At 67.0% G+C, this 17,974-nt stretch carries 14 protein-coding genes; 9 read left to right on the forward strand and 5 right to left on the reverse strand.

All coding sequences use genetic code 11. The features are described from left to right. The first annotated feature begins 31 nt into the window (after positions 1-31). Positions 32-805, forward strand: a complete 774-nt coding sequence (locus MHN80_RS14700; protein ID WP_239402446.1) for a trans-aconitate 2-methyltransferase — start codon at positions 32-34, stop codon at positions 803-805. 199 nt (positions 806-1,004) lie between these two features. Here the strand turns inward: MHN80_RS14700 and MHN80_RS14705 are convergent, their stop codons facing one another. Then, a complete protein-coding gene (locus MHN80_RS14705; protein WP_239402447.1) occupies positions 1,005-1,838 on the reverse strand; it encodes an aldo/keto reductase in 834 nt (277 codons plus the stop codon). A 153-nt stretch (positions 1,839-1,991) separates the two neighbouring features. Next, positions 1,992-5,414: a serine/threonine-protein kinase gene (locus MHN80_RS14710; protein ID WP_239402448.1), complete on the reverse strand. Its 3,423-nt coding sequence runs from the start codon at positions 5,412-5,414 to the stop codon at positions 1,992-1,994. Positions 5,415-5,630: 216 nt separating this feature from the next. Here MHN80_RS14710 and MHN80_RS14715 point away from each other — a divergent pair, with 216 nt between their 5' ends. The 5 genes from MHN80_RS14715 to MHN80_RS14735 all read left to right on the forward strand — a co-directional run bounded on the left by MHN80_RS14715 (position 5,631) and on the right by MHN80_RS14735 (position 12,061). Then, complete coding sequence (locus MHN80_RS14715) at positions 5,631-5,834, forward strand: cold-shock protein (protein ID WP_004020476.1); 204 nt, start codon at positions 5,631-5,633, stop codon at positions 5,832-5,834. 100 nt (positions 5,835-5,934) lie between these two features. Then, on the forward strand, positions 5,935-6,732 hold the full coding sequence (locus MHN80_RS14720; RefSeq protein WP_239402449.1) for an oxygenase MpaB family protein: 798 nt from the start codon (positions 5,935-5,937) through the stop codon (positions 6,730-6,732). Between the two features lie 72 nt (positions 6,733-6,804). After that, entirely contained in the window at positions 6,805-9,123 is a 2,319-nt protein-coding gene (locus MHN80_RS14725) for a glycerol-3-phosphate 1-O-acyltransferase (RefSeq protein ID WP_064571417.1), read from the forward strand. Then, positions 9,120-10,610 carry an HAD-IB family hydrolase gene (locus MHN80_RS14730; protein WP_239402450.1) on the forward strand — a complete coding sequence of 497 codons (1,491 nt, stop codon included), beginning with the start codon at positions 9,120-9,122 and terminating at the stop codon, positions 10,608-10,610. Before MHN80_RS14725 ends, MHN80_RS14730 begins: the two co-directional genes overlap by 4 nt. Continuing rightward, complete coding sequence (locus MHN80_RS14735) at positions 10,607-12,061, forward strand: wax ester/triacylglycerol synthase domain-containing protein (protein ID WP_239402451.1); 1,455 nt, start codon at positions 10,607-10,609, stop codon at positions 12,059-12,061. Before MHN80_RS14730 ends, MHN80_RS14735 begins: the two co-directional genes overlap by 4 nt. 7 nt (positions 12,062-12,068) lie before the next feature. On the opposite strand, the gene MHN80_RS14740 is transcribed toward MHN80_RS14735, so the two are convergent. Continuing rightward, positions 12,069-12,818 (reverse strand): FadR/GntR family transcriptional regulator, encoded by a 750-nt coding sequence (locus MHN80_RS14740; RefSeq protein ID WP_033204266.1) that lies wholly within the window; start codon positions 12,816-12,818, stop codon positions 12,069-12,071. Positions 12,819-13,057: 239 nt separating this feature from the next. Between MHN80_RS14740 and MHN80_RS14745 the strand changes: the two genes are divergently transcribed. Beyond that, the gene (locus MHN80_RS14745) at positions 13,058-13,828 is read left to right on the forward strand and encodes an enoyl-CoA hydratase-related protein (protein ID WP_004020482.1); all 771 of its coding nucleotides are present in this window, start codon (positions 13,058-13,060) and stop codon (positions 13,826-13,828) included. 25 nt (positions 13,829-13,853) lie between these two features. On the opposite strand, the gene MHN80_RS14750 is transcribed toward MHN80_RS14745, so the two are convergent. Together MHN80_RS14750 and MHN80_RS14755 are read right to left on the reverse strand one after the other, a co-directional pair. Next, positions 13,854-14,624: an SDR family NAD(P)-dependent oxidoreductase gene (locus tag MHN80_RS14750; RefSeq protein ID WP_239402452.1), complete on the reverse strand. Its 771-nt coding sequence runs from the start codon at positions 14,622-14,624 to the stop codon at positions 13,854-13,856. A gap of 26 nt (positions 14,625-14,650) precedes the next feature. Continuing rightward, positions 14,651-15,532, reverse strand: a complete 882-nt coding sequence (locus MHN80_RS14755) for a sugar phosphate isomerase/epimerase (protein WP_239402453.1) — start codon at positions 15,530-15,532, stop codon at positions 14,651-14,653. 169 nt (positions 15,533-15,701) lie between these two features. Here MHN80_RS14755 and MHN80_RS14760 point away from each other — a divergent pair, with 169 nt between their 5' ends. Both MHN80_RS14760 and MHN80_RS14765 read left to right on the forward strand, forming a co-directional pair. Then, the gene (locus MHN80_RS14760; RefSeq protein ID WP_239402454.1) at positions 15,702-17,081 is read left to right on the forward strand and encodes an MFS transporter; all 1,380 of its coding nucleotides are present in this window, start codon (positions 15,702-15,704) and stop codon (positions 17,079-17,081) included. Beyond that, positions 17,078-17,974 (forward strand): transketolase, encoded by an 897-nt coding sequence (locus MHN80_RS14765; protein WP_064571421.1) that lies wholly within the window; start codon positions 17,078-17,080, stop codon positions 17,972-17,974. Before MHN80_RS14760 ends, MHN80_RS14765 begins: the two co-directional genes overlap by 4 nt.

Below are 17,974 nucleotides of genomic sequence, written 5' to 3' on the forward strand. Positions count from 1 at the left end.
ACCCGCAGGTCGGACAACCGAGGAGTGCGCGATGGTCGATTGGGACGGCGAGCGTTACGCGGACGTGAGCGCGTTGCAGCGCATGGTCGCCGAGGACTCGATCGGGGATCTGGAACTCGCCGGCACCGAGCGACTCCTGGATGTCGGATGCGGCGACGGCTTCATCACGATGCTGCTGGCCGATCGGCTTCCGTCGGGAACTGTTGTGGGCGTCGACGCTTCGCGGCGGATGATCGAACGCGCGCTGGACCGTGTGCCGGCCGACAACCTGCGAGTCCAGTTCCACGTCGACGACGTCCTCGCCCTGCCGTTCGACGACGACTTCGACATCGCGGTGTCGTTCAACGCCCTCCACTGGGTCCACGACCAGGGCGCCGCGCTACGCGGAATCGCCCGAAGCCTCGTCGACGGCGGTCGGGCCGTGCTGCAGATGGTCTGCGCGACGGACCGACCCAGCATCGAAGACGTCGCCATGGAAGTCGCGGCGCAACCGGAGTGGCAGCGCCACTTCGACGGCTTCGACGCGCCGTACGTCCATGTGGAGCCACCTCGGTTCGGGGAACTGGCCACCGACGCCGACTTCATCGTCGACGACCTGACGGTGAAAGACCTGAACTGGCGGTTCGACTCGGTCGACGACTTCCGCGCCTGGTTCGCGGTCGGGGCGTCGGACTGGACGAGCCGGTTGCCGGACGGCGCGGTCGATGACTTCGTCGATGCCGTCGTCGATCGCTACACCGACGTCGTCGGTGAACCCGCACTGTTCCGCTTCAGCCAGTTACGCGCCTCGCTGACCAGGCCGTAGCGCGAAAGCAACGCCCCCACCCGCCCCGCTCTGCTCCCTGAGGAGCGCCCGGAGATTGCGGAGGGCGCGTCACGAAGGGTCCGGTGACCGAGCCGACGGACCCTTCGTGACGCTCGCAAGCTCGCTCCTCAGGGAGCCTCCTCAGGGAGCAGGACATGCCACCCGACGACAAACGGTGCACGGTCGACGGAGCGTCAGGTCACTCCGGAACGTAGTTGAACGTGTCGGGGTCGGGGCCGATGCGTTCGTCGTTGTTCAGGCGGTCGATCTGGGCGACCTCGGCGTCGGAGAGTTCGAAGTCGAACAGGGCGAAGTTCTCCTCGACGCGCTTGCGGGTGACCGACTTCGGGAAGACGATGTCACCGCGCTGGATGTGCCACCGCAGGGTGACCTGCGCCGGCGACCGGCCCTTGGCCTTGGCGATCTCGGCGATGACCGCGTCGTCGGTCACCTTGCCCTGCGCGATCGGCGACCACGCCTCGGTGGCGATCTTGTGCTCGGAGTTGAACGCACGCAACGGGTTCTGCGAGAGGTACGGATGCACCTCGATCTGGTTCACCGCGGGCACGACGTCGGCCTCGTCGAAGAGACGCTGCAGATGAGCCTGCTGGAAGTTCGACACGCCGATTGCGCGCGCCTTGCCGTCGGCATAGGCCTTCTCGAGGGCCTTCCAGGTCTGGACGTAGTCGCCCACCTCGGGCAGCGGCCAGTGGATCAGGAACAGGTCGATCTGTTCGACGCCGAGGTCGGCCAACGTGCCGTCCAGCGCCTTCAGCGCGGCGTCGTGATCGTGGAAGCCGTTGTTCAGTTTGCTGGTGATGAAGATGTCGTCACGAGGAATGCCGGAATCGCGGACCGCCTCACCGACGCCCTTCTCGTTCCCGTACATCTCAGCGGTGTCGATGTGCCGGTAACCGACCTCGAACGCCGTCAGAGTTGCCTCGCGCGTGTCCTCCGGCGGAATCTGAAAGACTCCGAAACCCAACTGCGGGATGGTGACTCCGTTGTTGAGGGTGATGGTGGGGACTGTCATGAGCACTTGTCCTCTCGTAGGGGTCTGGAGACGTCGGTCGCGCAGGTCTCCGCTACGACCTGTTCGGGACGCCCGACATCGGGCGCCCGGCCGCGGCCACGTTCAGGTTCAAGTCGATCCGGCGGTCCCGGTATTCCCCATGGGTCGTCGGCCCTACGTCTCGTCGCCGATCACACGGTCGAGGAAGTCAGGGGACACCGACCCCGCCACTGCACGCTCACCTGCGCGGACACCGGAGGCGACGTGTTCGACGAGCCGCCGGAACTCATCGCCGCCGTCCAACGGATATCGCACCAGCCCGGCCGCGGCGCACTGCTCCAGCACCGTCACGGTGAGGTCATACGCCTCGTCGAACCGTCCCGCAGCCCCGAGGCACACGGCGAGCAGTCGTTGCGCACGCAGCAGAGCTCGCCGCCGTCCGGTCCCGGTCAGAGCGTCCACCCACCGTTGCGCCCGCCCGCACGCGGCGTCCGCCGCGCCCGGGTCGTCGTCGGAGTCCAGCGACAATCGGATCGCGGTCTCGGCGTCGAGTTGCGCGACGATCGCGGCGATGCCCTGACGCGGCACATCCGCGCCGGGATCGACGCGGGGCACGATGGGCAACCGGGTCGGGAGGCGCCGCGTCACCTGCTCGTTCTCGGCGAGGGCACGGAGTCGTGGGGTGCCCAGACGCTGGGCCACGTGCACGGCTTCATCCAGATACCGCGCCGCGGTGTCCTGATCGCCGCGGCACAAAGCCACTCGCGCTCCAACGAGGTGGCGCGCCTCGATCATGTCGACGACCCCCTCGGCCGCCCCGATCAGAAAGCTCTCGTCCAGCAGACGCTCGGTTTCCTCCAGTTGGCCGCGTTCGTAGAGGATCTCGGCGAGTAGAGCGCACGCGAGCCGGGCGCCCTGCGACTGTGTCGGAGAACCGCGTTCTCGTGACAGCCGGAGTCCGGTACGAAAACACGCTTCGGCGCGGTCGAGGTCGAGCTGCTCGAAGAAGGCGAGCCCGTCGAGCCCGTAGCCGTACATCACCGCGTACGGACCGGTGTTGCGTTGATGCGCCGGGATCGCACGTTGTTGCCAGCGATGGGCTTCATCGAAGTCGAATCGCATGGTGGCGCCGAGAGTTCCGACATTGTGGATGGCCGACACGAGGAACGGGGACAATCCCTCCAGGTCCTCGGCGAGGCTCGCCACGTGTTCGTCGAGCCCGTCCAGACGGTCGGAGATGGCACGTACGCACGCGTCGGCGATATCCGCTTCGCGGCGAATCCCCGCGGCCGCATCCGATCGCGGCAATCGTTCGAGGGCTATCCGGACCCGTTCGAGAGACGACTCCGCCAGCGCGGCCCGGTGCAGGAGGAGGTTCGCCCAGGCGAGCTGCAGTTGCAGGATCGGATTGGCCGCGACCGTCACCGGCGGCAGCTTCTCGATCAGTGTGAGCAGGGTGGTCATCCGTGAATGCTCGATGAGCGACCGGCCGTCGGTCTCGACCAGTTCGACGGCGCGATCGGCATCACCGGCGGCGAGCGCGTGGTCAACGGCCTCGGTGAGCATGCCGTGCCGGGCGAACCACTCCGAGGCCTTGCGATGAAGCGGTGTGATCAGTTGCGGCTCATCGCGTTCGAGCCTCCGACGGAGGAATTCGACGAAGAGCGAGTGGAACCGGAACCACTCACCGGCTTGGTCCACCCGGGTGAGGAAGAGGTCTCGGACCTCCACCTCCTCGAGCACGGCCTGCCCTCGGGGCTCGCCACTCAGGGTCGTCGCGAGGTCGGCGCAGATCCGTTCCGGCAACGACACTTTCAGGAGGAATTGCAGAATCTCCGGTTCCAGGACCCCGAGAACGTTCTCGGCCAGGAAGTCACCGATCGCATGATGCCGTCCGGAGATGTCACCGATCAGCTCGGACGGCTCGCCGGATCTGCGCAGGGAGACACACGCCAGCTGGAGTGCGGCCACCCATCCGTCGGTGGACGACCACAGTTCGGCGACCTGATCGGCGCGAAGGTCCAGCCCGGCGACGTCACGAAGGAATCGCTCGGCCTCGTCGGCATCGAAACACAGTGCCGACATGTCGATCTCGATGATCTCGTCGTGCACTTGCAGGCGACTCACCGGAAGGCCGGCCCGGGTCCGGCTGGTCACGATCACCTGCAGGTGGTGACATCCGTGCTCGAGCAGATAGTCCATTGCTCCGATGACCGCCGCGTCCGTGACCCGATGCCAGTCGTCGATGACGAGCGCGATCCGCCGTCCTCGCGCGTGGACATCGTTGATCAGAGACGTCAGCACGTACTCGTCGGCGCGGTCGCCGTGTTCTTCGACCACCGCCGCGAGATCCCCGACCGTGTCCGGGTCCGCCCGGCCGAGCGCCTCGATGAGGTCGGCGAGGAACCTCGCCAGGCCGTCGTCGCTGTCGTCGACCGTCAGCCAGGCCACCGGTACGCCGTCCTCCGCGAGCTTCTCGGCCCACTGCGCAGCGACCGTGGTCTTCCCGTAGCCGGTGGGTGCGTGGATGAGCGTGAGTCGTCGCAACTTGCCGTCTCGCAGGGTTTCCAGCAGCCGAGACCTGGCGACCTGTGCCCGCGGCCGAACGGGCGCCCGGAACTTCGTCGACGGCATGGGCAGATTCATCGTCGTGCGTCGCCGCTGCGGAGTGGTCGGCGTCGCGGGCCCCATGGCCCCTGCGGGCAGCGCCATCTCGTCGAGCGGAACCCCGAGCATTCTCTGCGCGTTCCGCAGTTCCTCACCGAGCGCCAGTGCGGAGTCGGGGCGGTCTTCGGGTTCGCGCGCCATCGCGTGTTCGATACAACCGGACACCTCTGCGGGAAACCCGGCGGCCGCGAGGTCCGGGACCCCCTCGCTCGCCACTCGGAGGAAGTGCGCGACGACCTGCTCTCCGCTGCGTCGCTCGAAGGCGGCATGCCCGGTCAGTGCGCAGAACAGGGTCGCGCCGAGCCCGTAGACGTCAGAGGTCACCGAGGGAGCGGCGCCCGCGAGCAGCTCGGGTGCGGTGAAGGCCGGCGACCCGGTGACCAGGTCGGCATCGGTCTCGAAGCCCCCGCTGATGCGTGCGATCCCGAAGTCTGTCAGCTGGGGTTCGCCGTACTCGGTGATGAGGATGTTCCCCGGTTTGATGTCGCGATGCAGTGTGCCCGCACGGTGCGCGGTCTCGAGGGCGCCGGCCACCTTGATCCCCATGCGCAGGATCTCGCGCCACCCGAGAGGGCCGTCCTTGCGAATGCGCACGTCGAGCGACGCGTGGGGGTGATATTGCATCACGATGAACGGAAAGCCCTCGGGCGTCGAACCCACCTCGAGGATGTTGACGATGTTCGGGTGACCGGAGAGACGGCCCATGGCGCGCTGCTCGCGAACGAATCGCTCGAGGTTCTCCTTGTCGAGGTGATCCGTCAGCACCTTCACCGCGACGTCGCGGTCGAGAGCCGGTTGCCGACAGCGGTACACCGCTCCGTAACCGCCACGCCCGATCTCGACCGGGTCGGCGAAACCCGCACCCACCAATTCACCTGCGACGTCGCGAACGGCATCGCGCTGTGTGGTCAACGGATCGTTCTCGACCATGATCTGCCTCGATCGCGTGTCGATCGGCTGCTGCCCTGTCCAGCGTACTCAGGCATGCGTCGGGAGCGGGGCTTTCGTTACCAGAGCGGAGTGCCCCCGGACCGAGCGGCCACACCAATTCGGCCCCTGCGTTTCCCAACCGTCGACATCTGTGACAGAGTTGACGCGCAGCCATCGGTCTTGGTGGTTGCTCACTGAAGAAAGAAGTACAGCAGTATGGCACAGGGAACCGTCAAGTGGTTCAACGGCGAAAAGGGCTTCGGCTTCATCGCTCCCGACGACCAGGGCGCAGACGTCTTCGTCCACTACTCCTCGATCACCGGTAGCGGCTTCCGCAACCTCGAGGAGAACCAGCGTGTCGAATTCGACGTGGAGCAGGGTGCCAAGGGCCCCCAGGCTACCAACGTCAGCGCGCTCTGAGCTCCTGACTTTCGCGAAACGCCCCACTCGGCCATCAGGTCGGACGGGGCGTTTCGTCGTCTCCGGGGTGTAGACGCAATCTGATAACGTTCGTATTCAGATGTCGGTCTGGTACGGACGGGAGACGAGCGTGTCGCTCGACGAGAACTCATTGCTCTGGCGCTACGTGGGCGACCGCCGGTTCGTCATGGCGATCTGCCGGGCCGTGTCCCTGCAGATGTTGCACCCGTCGATAGCCGCCGCCACCCACGAATTCTCGACGGTCCAGAATCGGGTGTACGTCCACAAACGGCGAACGACTCCCTGCATCATCCGGTCGGCATACGAAGACGACTTCGACGCCGTGCGACGAATCCGGTACAGCCACGACCACTTTCACGGTCGACGCCCCGACGGCCGGCGTTACCACGCACTCAACCCGGAGGTCTTCCTCTTCGAGCACGCGACATACGTCGATGCGCTGTTCACCTGTGTCGACGTGTTCTTCGACGGACTCGACCCCGACGACCGCGAGCAGCTGTACGCCGAGACCTGCGAGTGGTACGGCCGATACGGAATCTCCACTCGCACGCTGCCGACGACGCTGAGCGACTTCCGGGACTACTTCACCGAGGCGCTGGCCACCGAACTCGATCCCGACCCGGGTCTGGGGTGGTACCGGGAGCAGCTGCTTCGGCCCGACTATTGGTATTTCCGCGCACTTCCGACGCCCGCTGTGCGCGCCATCCAGCATCCCGTGGCCGCCGGGCACCTGGGACTGACGCCGTCGCGGTCCGACCGGCGCGTTCTCGCGACCACCGCGTCGATGCTGAGGACCGCAGACAGGGTCGCCCCGGCACACAACATCTGGCCGGGCGAGGTGCGCGCCAAAGTCCTCGCGGCACGTCGACCGTCCTGACGAAAACCCGCCCTCCCCGATGTAGTCCACGTCACAATGAGGCGTGGTACGGCCCGAGGAGACGTGAGGGTGATGCAGGTGACCGATCCCGTGGTGGTGCTGACCAAGGCCCGAACATCAAGCGAGATGCGGGCGGTACGCGAGTGGACCGCGGCGAACTACCCGGATGCGACGATCTCCCGGTCGGCGGACATCGATTTCGACACGATGGCGCCGGAGACCCTGCTCGTACCGGTCCGAGCGGTCTGGCTGCCCGCGGTCCGGCAGGGCGAGCGGCGGGTCACGCTCGGCGACGTGCTGGTGCTGTCGAATCCTCGACGCCCGCTCGGCGCGGTTCAACCGCTCATCCGCAGGAGACGGCCGGACAGTCTCCGCGTCGTCGCCGGCGCGCCCGCGACGATCGAGGAACTCCGTACCCGATACGCCCATCATCAGGCTCAGGGTGAACCGTTCGCCCAGTTCGTCCTGTTCCAGGCGTCGGTCTCGGCCGAGCGGGCCGAACGTCAGATCGTCGGTGACCGCTACAAGGTCCCCCGGCTCGTCGCCGAGCAGATCAGCAGCTCGTCGCGATTCCAGACGTCCGCGGCGAAACTCGCCGCCGAACTGGGCCGGCCCACCGACGCGGTGGTCGCCGAGGCCACCGACAAACTCTCCACCTTCGTCGCCACGCAGAGCCGCCTCATGGACGACGTGTTCTCGGCGACCTTCAACCGGTTGCACGAGCGGGCCTGGAACGTCACCGTCGACGTGGAGAACCTCAACACCCTGCGCACCCTCAACAAGTCGACCGGCCTGATCTTCCTGCCGTCGCACCGGTCCTACGTCGATCCGCTCGTCCTCGCCAAGGTGTTGCGCACCAACGATTTCCCACCGAATCTCGTCCTGGGTGGAAACAATCTGTCGTTCTGGCCGGTGGGGCCGGTCGCGCGCCGCGCCGGCATGATCTTCATCCGGCGGAAGTTCGGCGCGGACCCGGTCTACAAGTTCGCCATGCGCTCCTACCTCGCCTACATCGTCGAGAAGCGCTTCAATCTGGAGTGGTACATCGAAGGAGGCCGCAGCCGGACCGGCAAGCTGCGGAAGCCGAAACTCGGCCTGCTCACCTATGTCGTCGATGCCGTGGGCCAACTCGACGAGGCCGACGTGACGATCGTGCCGACGTCGATCGTGTACGACCAGCTCCAGGAGATCGGTGCGATGGCGGCCGAGGATGCCGGTGGCACAAAGAAACCCGAGGGAGTGGGGTGGCTGCTGCGCTACGCGAAGGCGCAGCGCGCCTATCTGGGCGAGGCGCGGGTCCGATTCGGCACGCCCATCTCGCTGCGGACCGCTCTCGACGACGCCGGCGAAGGGCGCTCCCGACTGGAGAAGGTCGCGTTCCGGGTGATGGACGAGATCAACTCGGCCACCCCGATCTCGGCCACCTCGCTGGCCGGCTTCGCGCTCCTCGGCGCCCAGGACCGGGCCTACACCCTCGCGGAGATCGAGAACATCCTGGCGCCTCTGCTCGACTACATCCGCCGGCGCGAGTTGCCCGGGCCGGATCCGGCACTGTGTCGCGGGGTCGGGCTGACCCAGACGCTTCGGGTCCTCGCCGGGAACGGCGTCGTGAGTTGTTACGAGGGCGGGTCCGAGCCGGTGTGGTCCATCGTGCCTGACAACCATGCGGTCGCCGCCTACTACCGCAACGGTGCGCTGCACCATTTCGTCGACCGGGCGATCGTCGAGGTCGCCATGCTCGCCGTGGCCGACGGGGAGGTCCGGGCCGATGATGTCCCGCCCGGCGAGGCCCCGATCGGGTACGACGAGGCGGCCGACGGTCCGGTCGCCGACGAGGGCCTGCTCGCCGCGTCGCAACGCGAGGCCCTGCGGATTCGGGACCTGCTCAAGTTCGAGTTCTTCTTTCCGCCGAAAGTCGAGTTCCTGCACCGCCTCGGCCTCGAACTGGACCTGCTCGCCCCGGGTTGGCGTGCCGTCACCCCGACCCAGGAGTGGACCTACGAGGTCTTGCACGGGCATACCGGCGGCCTGCTGGCCCGACGCACACTGCAGCCGTTCTTCGACGCCCAACTGGTGTTCGCAACCAAGCTCGTGGAGCTCGGCACGGCGTCGCGCGACAAGGACGAGCTGATCACCGACTGCCTGGGCCTGGGCCGTCAACTGTCGCTGCAAGGCGTTGTGCGCAGCAAGGATTCGGTCTCCAAGGACATCTACGACGGGTGCTACCAGCTCGCCGACAACCGCAATCTGATCCACGGCGAGAACATCACCGATCTCGCGGCCGCCCGGCACGACTGGCTCGACGAGGTCGAGGCGATGCGCGAGCGACTGGCCCGGATCGCCTCGATCGAGGACATCCAACCCGCTGTGTGGGCGGAGGCCACGCCGTGAGTGCCTTCACCGACCGCATGCGGGCCATCCGGTCCGCGCCCACCGGCAAGAAGGTCGCCGCCCTCTTCGACTACGACGGCACCTTGATCGAGGGATTCTCCGCGGCCGCCATCATGCGGGCACGGTTGCGGAGCATGGAATTCGGGCTGGGCGAGCTCGCCGACTTCCTCGTCATCGGTCTGCGCGGCGTCGTGTCCGAGCAGGACTACGCGGAGGTGCTCGATGCCACGCGGCCCACCTTCGCCGGCAAGACGTACGCCGAGATGATCGAGTTCGGCGAACACCTCTTCAAGTACGAGACGGCGGCCAAGTTGCGGCCGCAGATGTGGCAGATCCTGCGCGCGCACCGGGAGATGGGCCACACGATCGTCATCGCATCCTCGGCCACCCGATTCCAGATCGAGCCCATCGCACGGGAGATCGAGGCCGACTTCGCGCTGGCCACCGACGTCGAGGTCGTCGACGGGGTGGTCACCGGCAACATCCGGGGACGCCCGCTCTGGGGGCCCGGAAAGGCCGCAGCGGTGCGGACTCTCGCTCGCGAGCACGGCATCGACCTCAGCGCCTCGTTCGCCTACAGCGACGGCAACGAGGACATCCCCTACCTCGAATCGGTGGGCAACCCGGCGGCCGTCTCACCACGTCGAATCCTGCGGGCGGAGGCCGAGACCCGCGGGTGGCCGATCATCGACCTGAAGAACCCCACGTACAACCGGCTCGGGATGCTGGCCAGGACCGGTGCCTTCTACAGCTCGTTCCTCGCATCCGCCGCGGTGGGCGTCACGACCGGGCTCGTCCGGCGCGACCCCTCCGCCCTGGTCGAGGCGCTGCCGACCGGCACCGACGTCGGACTGTCCCTGGCCGGGATCCACGTACAGGTCCTCGAAGGGGGTGAGTACCTCACGTCGGCGCGTCCCTGTGTGTTCCTCTTCAACCACCAGTCGAAACTCGACCTGCCGGTGATGATCAACCTGGTCCGGTCCGAGGCGACCGGCGTGGCCAAGAAGGAAGTGCAACGGGTGCCGGTCGTCGGGCCGATCCTGCAGCAGGCCGGGCTGGTGTTCATCGATCGCGCCGACCCCGGCCGCGCGATCGAACAACTGGCACCGGCGGTGAGAGCGCTGCGAGACGAGGGGATGTCCCTGGTGGTGGCACCCGAGGGCACCCGGTCCCCCACTCCCCGCGTGGGCCGGTTCAAGAAGGGTCCCTTCCACATCGCCATGCAGGCGGGTGTGCCGATCGTCCCGGTGGTCCTCCGCAACACCGGTGAGTTGATGTGGCGCGGTGCGCAACTCATCCGCCCGGGCACCGTCGAGGTGATGGTTCTGCCGCCGGTGCACACCAGCGACTGGTCGCCTGCCGAGATCGGCGACCGCGCCGAAGAGGTGCGGCAGATGTATGTCAGCGCCCTGGCGGATTGGCCCCTGGATTTCTTCGCCGACGACGCCCGGCCACCGACCGAGGTCCCCGAGGAGAGGCAGCTGTGAGCGACGAGACCGACCTGACCGACGGCGTCGACCGCCCGCTGGACTGGGCGAACGAGCCACACATGAGCTCGGTGGACACCATCATGTGGCGCGGCGACACCGACCGGCGCATGCGCGGGACCATCTGCATGCTCGAGGTGTACGACTGCGCGCCCGACTGGGACCGGCTCGTGGCCGCGCACGAATGGGGAAGCCGGATGGCGCCACGATTCCGGCAGCGCGTCGTCGACTCGCCGTTCGGTACCGGTACGCCCAGCTGGGCCGTCGACCCGGATTTCGACCTGCATTACCATCTGCGCCGAATCCGATTGGGCGGCAACGGAAGCATGCGCGAGCTGCTTGTCACCTGTGAACAGCTCGCGATGACCGCACTGGACGCGGCACGCCCGCCGTGGGAGGGCACGCTGATCGAAGGGCTTCCCGACGGCAGGGCCGCGTATTTCCTCAAAGCCCACCATGCACTCACCGACGGCATGGGGGCCATCATCGGACTCGCACAGCTGCATTCACCCACCCGCGAACACAATCCGGGCAAACCCCAGCCGCCGAGTCCCGACCCGGTGAACATCACCGCCGTCGACCTGCTCCGACGGCAGCTGGGCGAGGAGATCCGTCGGATCCCCCATCGCCTGGACACGACCTTCCGCGGAGTCCGCGCCCTGCAGCATCCCCGGCAGGCATTGAGTTCTGTGCTGCGATATGGGCGTTCGGTCCCCCGCGTGGCCGGTCTGGTCAGCCCCCCGGGTTCACCGCTCCTCGCACACCGGAGTCTGTCGTGGCGTTTCAGCGCATTCGAGGTCCCGTTCACCGACCTCAAGGCGGCCGCCACGGCGACCCGCGCGTCGATCAACGACGTGTATCTGGCCGGGCTCGTCGGTGGCTTCCGCCTGTATCACGAGAAGATGGGCACCCCGATCGAGACGATGCCGGTGGCCATCCCGATCTCGGTGCGTCGTCCGGAGGACCCGGCGGGCGGAAACCGCATCGCGGTGGGACGACTCGCCGGGCCGGTGGGGATCGCCGACCCGTTCGAGCGTGTGCTCACCATCCGTGAACAGGTACGCGTCGCCCGGCACGAACCGGCAGTCGACATCTTCAACACCCTCGGGTCGGTCATGGCGTGGCTCCCCGGTTCGGTTCTCATGCAGTTCAGCGGCACGACCAGCCAGAACGACCTACAGGCCAGCAACGTACCGGGTATCCCGTGGGACACCTACGTGGCCGGCGCCAAGGTGGAGCGGATGTTCCCCTTCGGCCCGCTCCCCGGCTGCGCGATGATGGCGACGATGATCACCCACAACGGGACGGCTTGTCTCGGAATCAATTCCGACGGGGCCGCGGTCACCGACCTCGAGTTGTTCGCGGACTGCCTCGTCGCCGGATTCGGCGAGGTGCTCGCGCTGGCCGCCGACGACGAGGTGGTGCCGGGGACCCTCCGGCGGGTGGTGTGACCGAAACTCAGATCTGCCACCGAACCGGGCGGGAGATGATGTCGCGGAGCCGGCGGCGGTAGTATCGCGCGGACTCCTGGTTGAACACATCCATGGCGGCCGCCGTCGCCTCGACGTCGCGAGCGCGCATGGCGTCGAGGATGTCCTGCTGGAGTTCGAAGGCCGCGAGCCGGGTCGCGATGGGGTGTTCGACGGGTTCGGCGTCGCGGACGAGCAGCCACAGTGTCTCCATCACGACCCGCAGGGCGGGATTGCCCGCAGCCTCGTAGACACCGCGCTGGAAGGCCGCGTTGTTCTCCTGGAAGTTGTCGTGGTCCTCGGGGTGCTCGCGCATCCGGTCCAGCGCGGCCTGCATCGCATCGAGTTGATCGTCAGTGACATTCTCCGCCGCCGCGCGCGCGACCATCGGTTCGAGCATCAGCCGTACGTCGATGACATCGCTGATGTTCGCGCCGTTGATCTGCAGGAAGAGCTTCATGATGTTGCCGAGGGAATCGAGTTCGGGCCGCTTGGCGATGGGGCCACCACCGATCCCGGCCTTGATCGTCACCAGGTCGCGACTCTCGAGCAGCCGCAACGCCTCGCGCACCGTCGTCCGGGCCACCCCGTACTCGGTGACCATCTCCTTCTCGGTGGGCAGCCGTTGGCCCTCGACGATGCCGCCACCGAGAATCTCGTCGGCCACCATGTTGGCCACCTTCGCGGACATCTTCTGTCCACGAGGCTGACGGGTGTCGGGCTCGTCGGCGACGGTCATGGGTCTCCCGTGGGTGCGCAGGTCGGTCGGTGTCGATACCTTACCGACCTCGGCGTCCGGCGGTTCGCGAACAAGCCGGTTGCCCGAACTCCGTGACTCCTTCGCATAAACTCTGTACATATTTAAGGCGCTTCGATACCGTGGAGCCGATCACGATCTGTTCGCGCCCGCCGCCCGTGCGCACCGCCGCCGCGAGCGAGCGATCAATCGGCGCGGCTCAGGAGAGGTAGGCACACGAGATGGCGACAACCACTGCATCAGAGCATCTCTCGGTCACGATGCGCGAGCCCGGCGTCGCGTGTGTCGAGCTGGCCCGCGGCAAGGTGAACGCCGTGGACGGCCAGATGTACGACGACATCGCCGCCACCTTCGACGCCCTGTCCGACGATCAGGAGGTCCGCGCGATCGTCCTGACCGGGCGCGGCCGGATCTTCTGCGCGGGCAACGACATCAACGAGTTCCGCACGATGTCCACGATCAGCGGTGACATCGCCATGCGACGTGCCCGGCGCGCGCTGTTCAGCATCCGCGACTGCCATCTGCCCGTCGTCGCGGCGGTCAACGGCCCCGCCCTGGGAAGCGGTTTCGGCTTTGTCGCCCTGTCGGATCTCGTCGTCGCCTCCGAGCGGGCCACGTTCGGACTTCCCGAGATGAATGTCGGCGTCCTCGGCGGTGGTCGCTTCACCGCACGGATGCTGCCCCAGCAGGCGATGCGCCGGATGTTCCTCACGGCCGAGCCCGCCGATGCGACGACGCTGGCACGGTGGGGTGCCCCGATCGAGGTCGTCGCGCACGAGGAACTGATGGAGATCGCCACCGCGCGCGCCCGTTCGATCGCGGCGAAGAGCCGGCACGCCATCGTGCTGGCCAAGCAGTCGCTGAACGGATGTGAGGACCTCGACATCCGGCGCGGCTACGAGCTCGAACAGTCGTTCACCGTCCGGCTCTCCGAACATCCGGATTCCAAGGCGGCCGTCGAAGCACAGGTCGCCGGCCTGGCCAAGGGCTGATCACGACGACCTGTGCTACCGAGCGTCAGTGCATGTGGCTTCCGCCGTTGATGTCGATCGTGGTGCCGGTGAGGTAAGCAGCGTCCTCGGAGCTGAGGAAGGTGATGACCGAGGCGACCTCGCGAGTGGTGGCAACGCGGCCCAGCGGAATGCTCGCGGCGATCGCCGCCTCCTGCTCGGAGGTGCTGCCGACCCGGATCGCGGTGTCTGCTGCGCCCGGCGCGACCGCGTTGACGGTCACTCCGCAGTCGCCGAGCTCGCGCGCGAGGCTCTTGGTGAAGCCGAGGACCGCGGCCTTGGCCGACGAGTAGGGAACCTTGCCGAAGACGCCGCCGCCACGCTCGGCCGACACCGACGACATGTTGACGATCCGCCCCCATCCGTTCTCGATCATGTCCGGCAGGAATGCCTTCGTGACGAGGTAGGTGCCGGTGGCGTTGACGGCCATCACCTTGTTCCACAGGTCGACCGTGGTCTCGAGGAACGGGACGGGTGAGGTGATGCCCGCGATGTTGGCGAGCGCGCCGATCGGGGGCAGCGCTCCCGAAGCGACCTCGGCCGCGATGGCCTCATGGGCTCGTCCGACCGAGGACTCGTCGGCGACGTCGATGGCGGTGCCGAACGCGGGAACGTCGTAGGCGTTGCCGATCTCGGCGGCGACCTTGGCCGAGCTCTCGCCGTCGAGATCGAGAACGACGATGGCCCAGCCTTCCTCGGCATAGCGCGCGGCAGTCGCGCGACCCAGTCCGGATTCGGATGCGGCGCCGGTGATGACGGCGGTGCGCTTGATGGTCATGGTGAATCTCCTTGCTGTAGCGATGTTCAGGTGCCGGCGGGGTGCAGGTTCAGAAGCGATTCGATGGTGTCGGCCGCCGCGGCGGCTGCCGATGCGCGCGCGCCCTCGGGCACGTCGTGCGTCTCCAGTTCGAGGGTGAAGTGACCGTCGAAGGCATTGCGTTGCAACGCGAGCAAGCCCTGCGCGAAGTCGACCTCGCCCCGCCCGATGCTGAGATTGATGTTGCCTGGCATCAAGGGGTCGGGCAGATCGGAGACGAGTCCTCGGGTCGCGTCGCGGAGATGGACGTGGGCGGTGCGGTCACCGTACGCGTCGATCGTCTCGGTCAGCCCCGCTCCGGAGGCGACGACGTGGCTGAAGTCCACGACGTGACGGACCCGGCTCCCGTCCAGCCGGGCCGCAAGGGCCAGCGCGCGTTCGGCCGTGCAGCACAACCGATGTATGTGCAGGGACTCGGTCCACAACTCGACCCCGTAGTCCTCGGCGGTCTCGGCGGCCTCGGCGAGCCGGCCGGCCACCCGGTCGAGATCGGCGGTGAGCGTCTCGACCGGTTCTTGCGACAACGCTCCGTTCGGCAGGACCAGGGCAGTCGCTCCCACCGCGGCGGCGAGCGTCAACAGTTCATGGAGATGTGCGCGGGAGGCGTCCAGTTCGCTCGTCGAAGCCGGGCGATTCAGGTCGCCGATGTCGGCGTTGATCGAGCGCACGCCGAGTCCGCTGTCCCGAACTGTCCGGGCGACTCGAGATCGCACCTGCTCATCGAGCGCGAGCGGGACGTGCTCGCACACCGTCGGTAGAGAACCGAGATCGACTTCACGAAACCCCAGTTCGGCGATGGTGCCGAGGGCTCGGCTCAGCTCTTGTCGACGAAACGTGATCGTCGAACAACCAAGTCGTGGGTGGCGCATTTCCTGCCTCCTTGATCGTGATGCGGACCACACTAAGCGTCAACCTGCAAACAGTCAACCGCCAACCGTTGACTGTTGACAATGAAAGTGTGTCGGGTCACACTCGTGGTTGTTGCGGCCCAACGCTCACTGAGAAACTTGACCCATCTACTCGAAGGAGGGGTGCGCGATGACGACAGCGGCACTCCAGATGCGCGGCCCGATCGAGGGCACGCCGGACGCAAAACGCGTCGCCGTCGGCTCCTCGGTCGGCGCCGTGATCGAGACCTACGACTTCATCGGCTTCGGTACGGCTGCAGCGCTGTACTTCGGCACTGCGTTCTTCCCCGGACAGAGTTCGGTGGCCGGCACGCTCGCGGCATTTGCCACGCTCGGCGTCGGGTTCGCCGCCCGCCCCATCGGCGGCATCATCGGCGGGCACCTCGGTGACCGCGTCGGGCGTAAACCCGTCCTCGTCGCCTCGCTGATCGTGATGGGCCTGGCGACCTTCGTGATCGGCCTGCTCCCGACCTACGCCCAGGTCGGCGTGATCGCCCCGATCCTCCTGGTCATCGTGCGGATCGTGCAGGGCCTCGCCTTCGGCGCCGAATGGGGTGGCGCGATTCTGATGAGTTACGAACACGCGCCATGGCGCTCGAAGGGCAAGTACACCGGCATCGTGCAGGCCGGCTTCCCCGTCGGATTGCTGCTGGCCAATCTGGTGTTCCTCGGCAGCGTCCACCTCGGTGGCGACTGGGCCTGGCGGGTGCCGTTCCTGGCCAGCATCGTGCTGGTCGCGGTCGGGCTGATCATCCGGGCCAAGGTCCCCGAATCCCCGGTGTTCGAGGAGGTCAAGGACTCCGGCCGGGTCGAGAAGTCCCCGGTCATCGAGTCCATCAAGCGCGATTGGCGAGACATCCTGCGCGGCATCGGACTTCGCGTCGCCGAAACCGCCGGTTACGCGGTGTCGATCACCTACATGATCTCGTACCTGCACAGCGAGGAACTCGCCACCAAGAGCGAGACCCTGACGTCTCTGTGTATCGCCTCTGCGATCGGTGTGGGGGCCACCGTCGGGTGGGCGACACTGACCGACAAGGTCGGTCGGCGTCCCGTCTACATCGGCGTCTGCGCGTTCGCCGTACTCTTCGCGATCCCGATGTTCCTGCTGGTCAACACAGGCTTGATCTTGTTCATCGCGGCGACGATCGTCCTGTCCTATGCGGTCTGCCAGAACGCTCTTGCCGGTGCGCAGGGCGCGTGGTTCCCCGAACTGTTCGACGCCGCGCGCCGCGCCTCGGGAGCCTCCCTCGCCTACCAGATCTCGGCCATGGTCTCCGGCTTCACGCCCTTCATCACGACCCTGCTCTTCATCTGGCTCGGGTGGGTCGGACCCGCCCTGTTGTTCGCCTCCTACGCTGCGATCGGGCTCGTCGCCGCGCTGATGACCCGCGAGACGTGGGGCCCCGAACAGCGCCGCCTGGTCGCCGACGCGCACCGCAATGCAGCTGAACACGACCATGTCGACGAACGCCCTTCTGTCTCCCATCCCACCAAGGAACTGCTGTGACTGTCACCTCCCACACCGCCGTCGACATCGAGATCGACCCCACCGACCGCCTCGCCGAGGTCACCGACTTCGCCTACCGGATGCGCCACCATGTCATCGACATGGGTGAGGTCCAGGGGCAGGGATATGTCGGCCAGGCGCTCGGCGCCGCCGACATCCTCGCGACCGTCTATGCGAGCCAGCTCCGACACCGCCCGACCGACCCCCACTGGGCCGAACGCGACCGCTTCTTGCTGTCCACCGGGCATTACGCCATCGGCCTCTATGCCGCACTCGCCGCGGCGGGGATCATCGAGACCGACGAACTCCTCACCTACGCCGCCGACGACTCCCGTCTTCCCATGTCCGGGATGGCCTCGTACACACCGGGAATGGAGATCTCCGGGGGCTCGCTGGGCCACGGATTGACCGTGGCGGTCGGCATGGCCCTCGGCTTGCGCCACCAGAACTCGGAATCCCGCATCTTCAACTTCCTGTCCGACGGCGAACTCGACGAAGGGTCGACGTGGGAGGCCGCGATGGGCGCCCATCACCATCAGCTGGGCAACCTCATCGCGATGGTCGACATGAACGCGCTGCAGGCCGACGGCCCGACGGCCGGGATTCTGAACATCGAACCGGTCGAACAGAAATGGGAAGCTGCCGGCTGGTACGTACGCCGGGTCAACGGCAACGATCCGGTCGCACTCCTCGACGCGTTCGACGACGTGGCATCCCGGGCCACCCCGCGCGGGACACCGTCGATCGTCATCTGCGACACCAAGGTCGGTTATGGCGCGACAATCCTCGAGGATCGCGAGAAGGCGCACTTCATGCGGATCGAGGAGCACGAGTGGCAGATCTGCCGAGACCAACTGACCGAACGCTTCTCATCGAACATCACGAAGGCCTGA

This window comes from Gordonia sp. McavH-238-E, assembly GCF_022348225.1.
GTDB lineage: Bacteria > Actinomycetota > Actinomycetes > Mycobacteriales > Mycobacteriaceae > Gordonia > Gordonia terrae.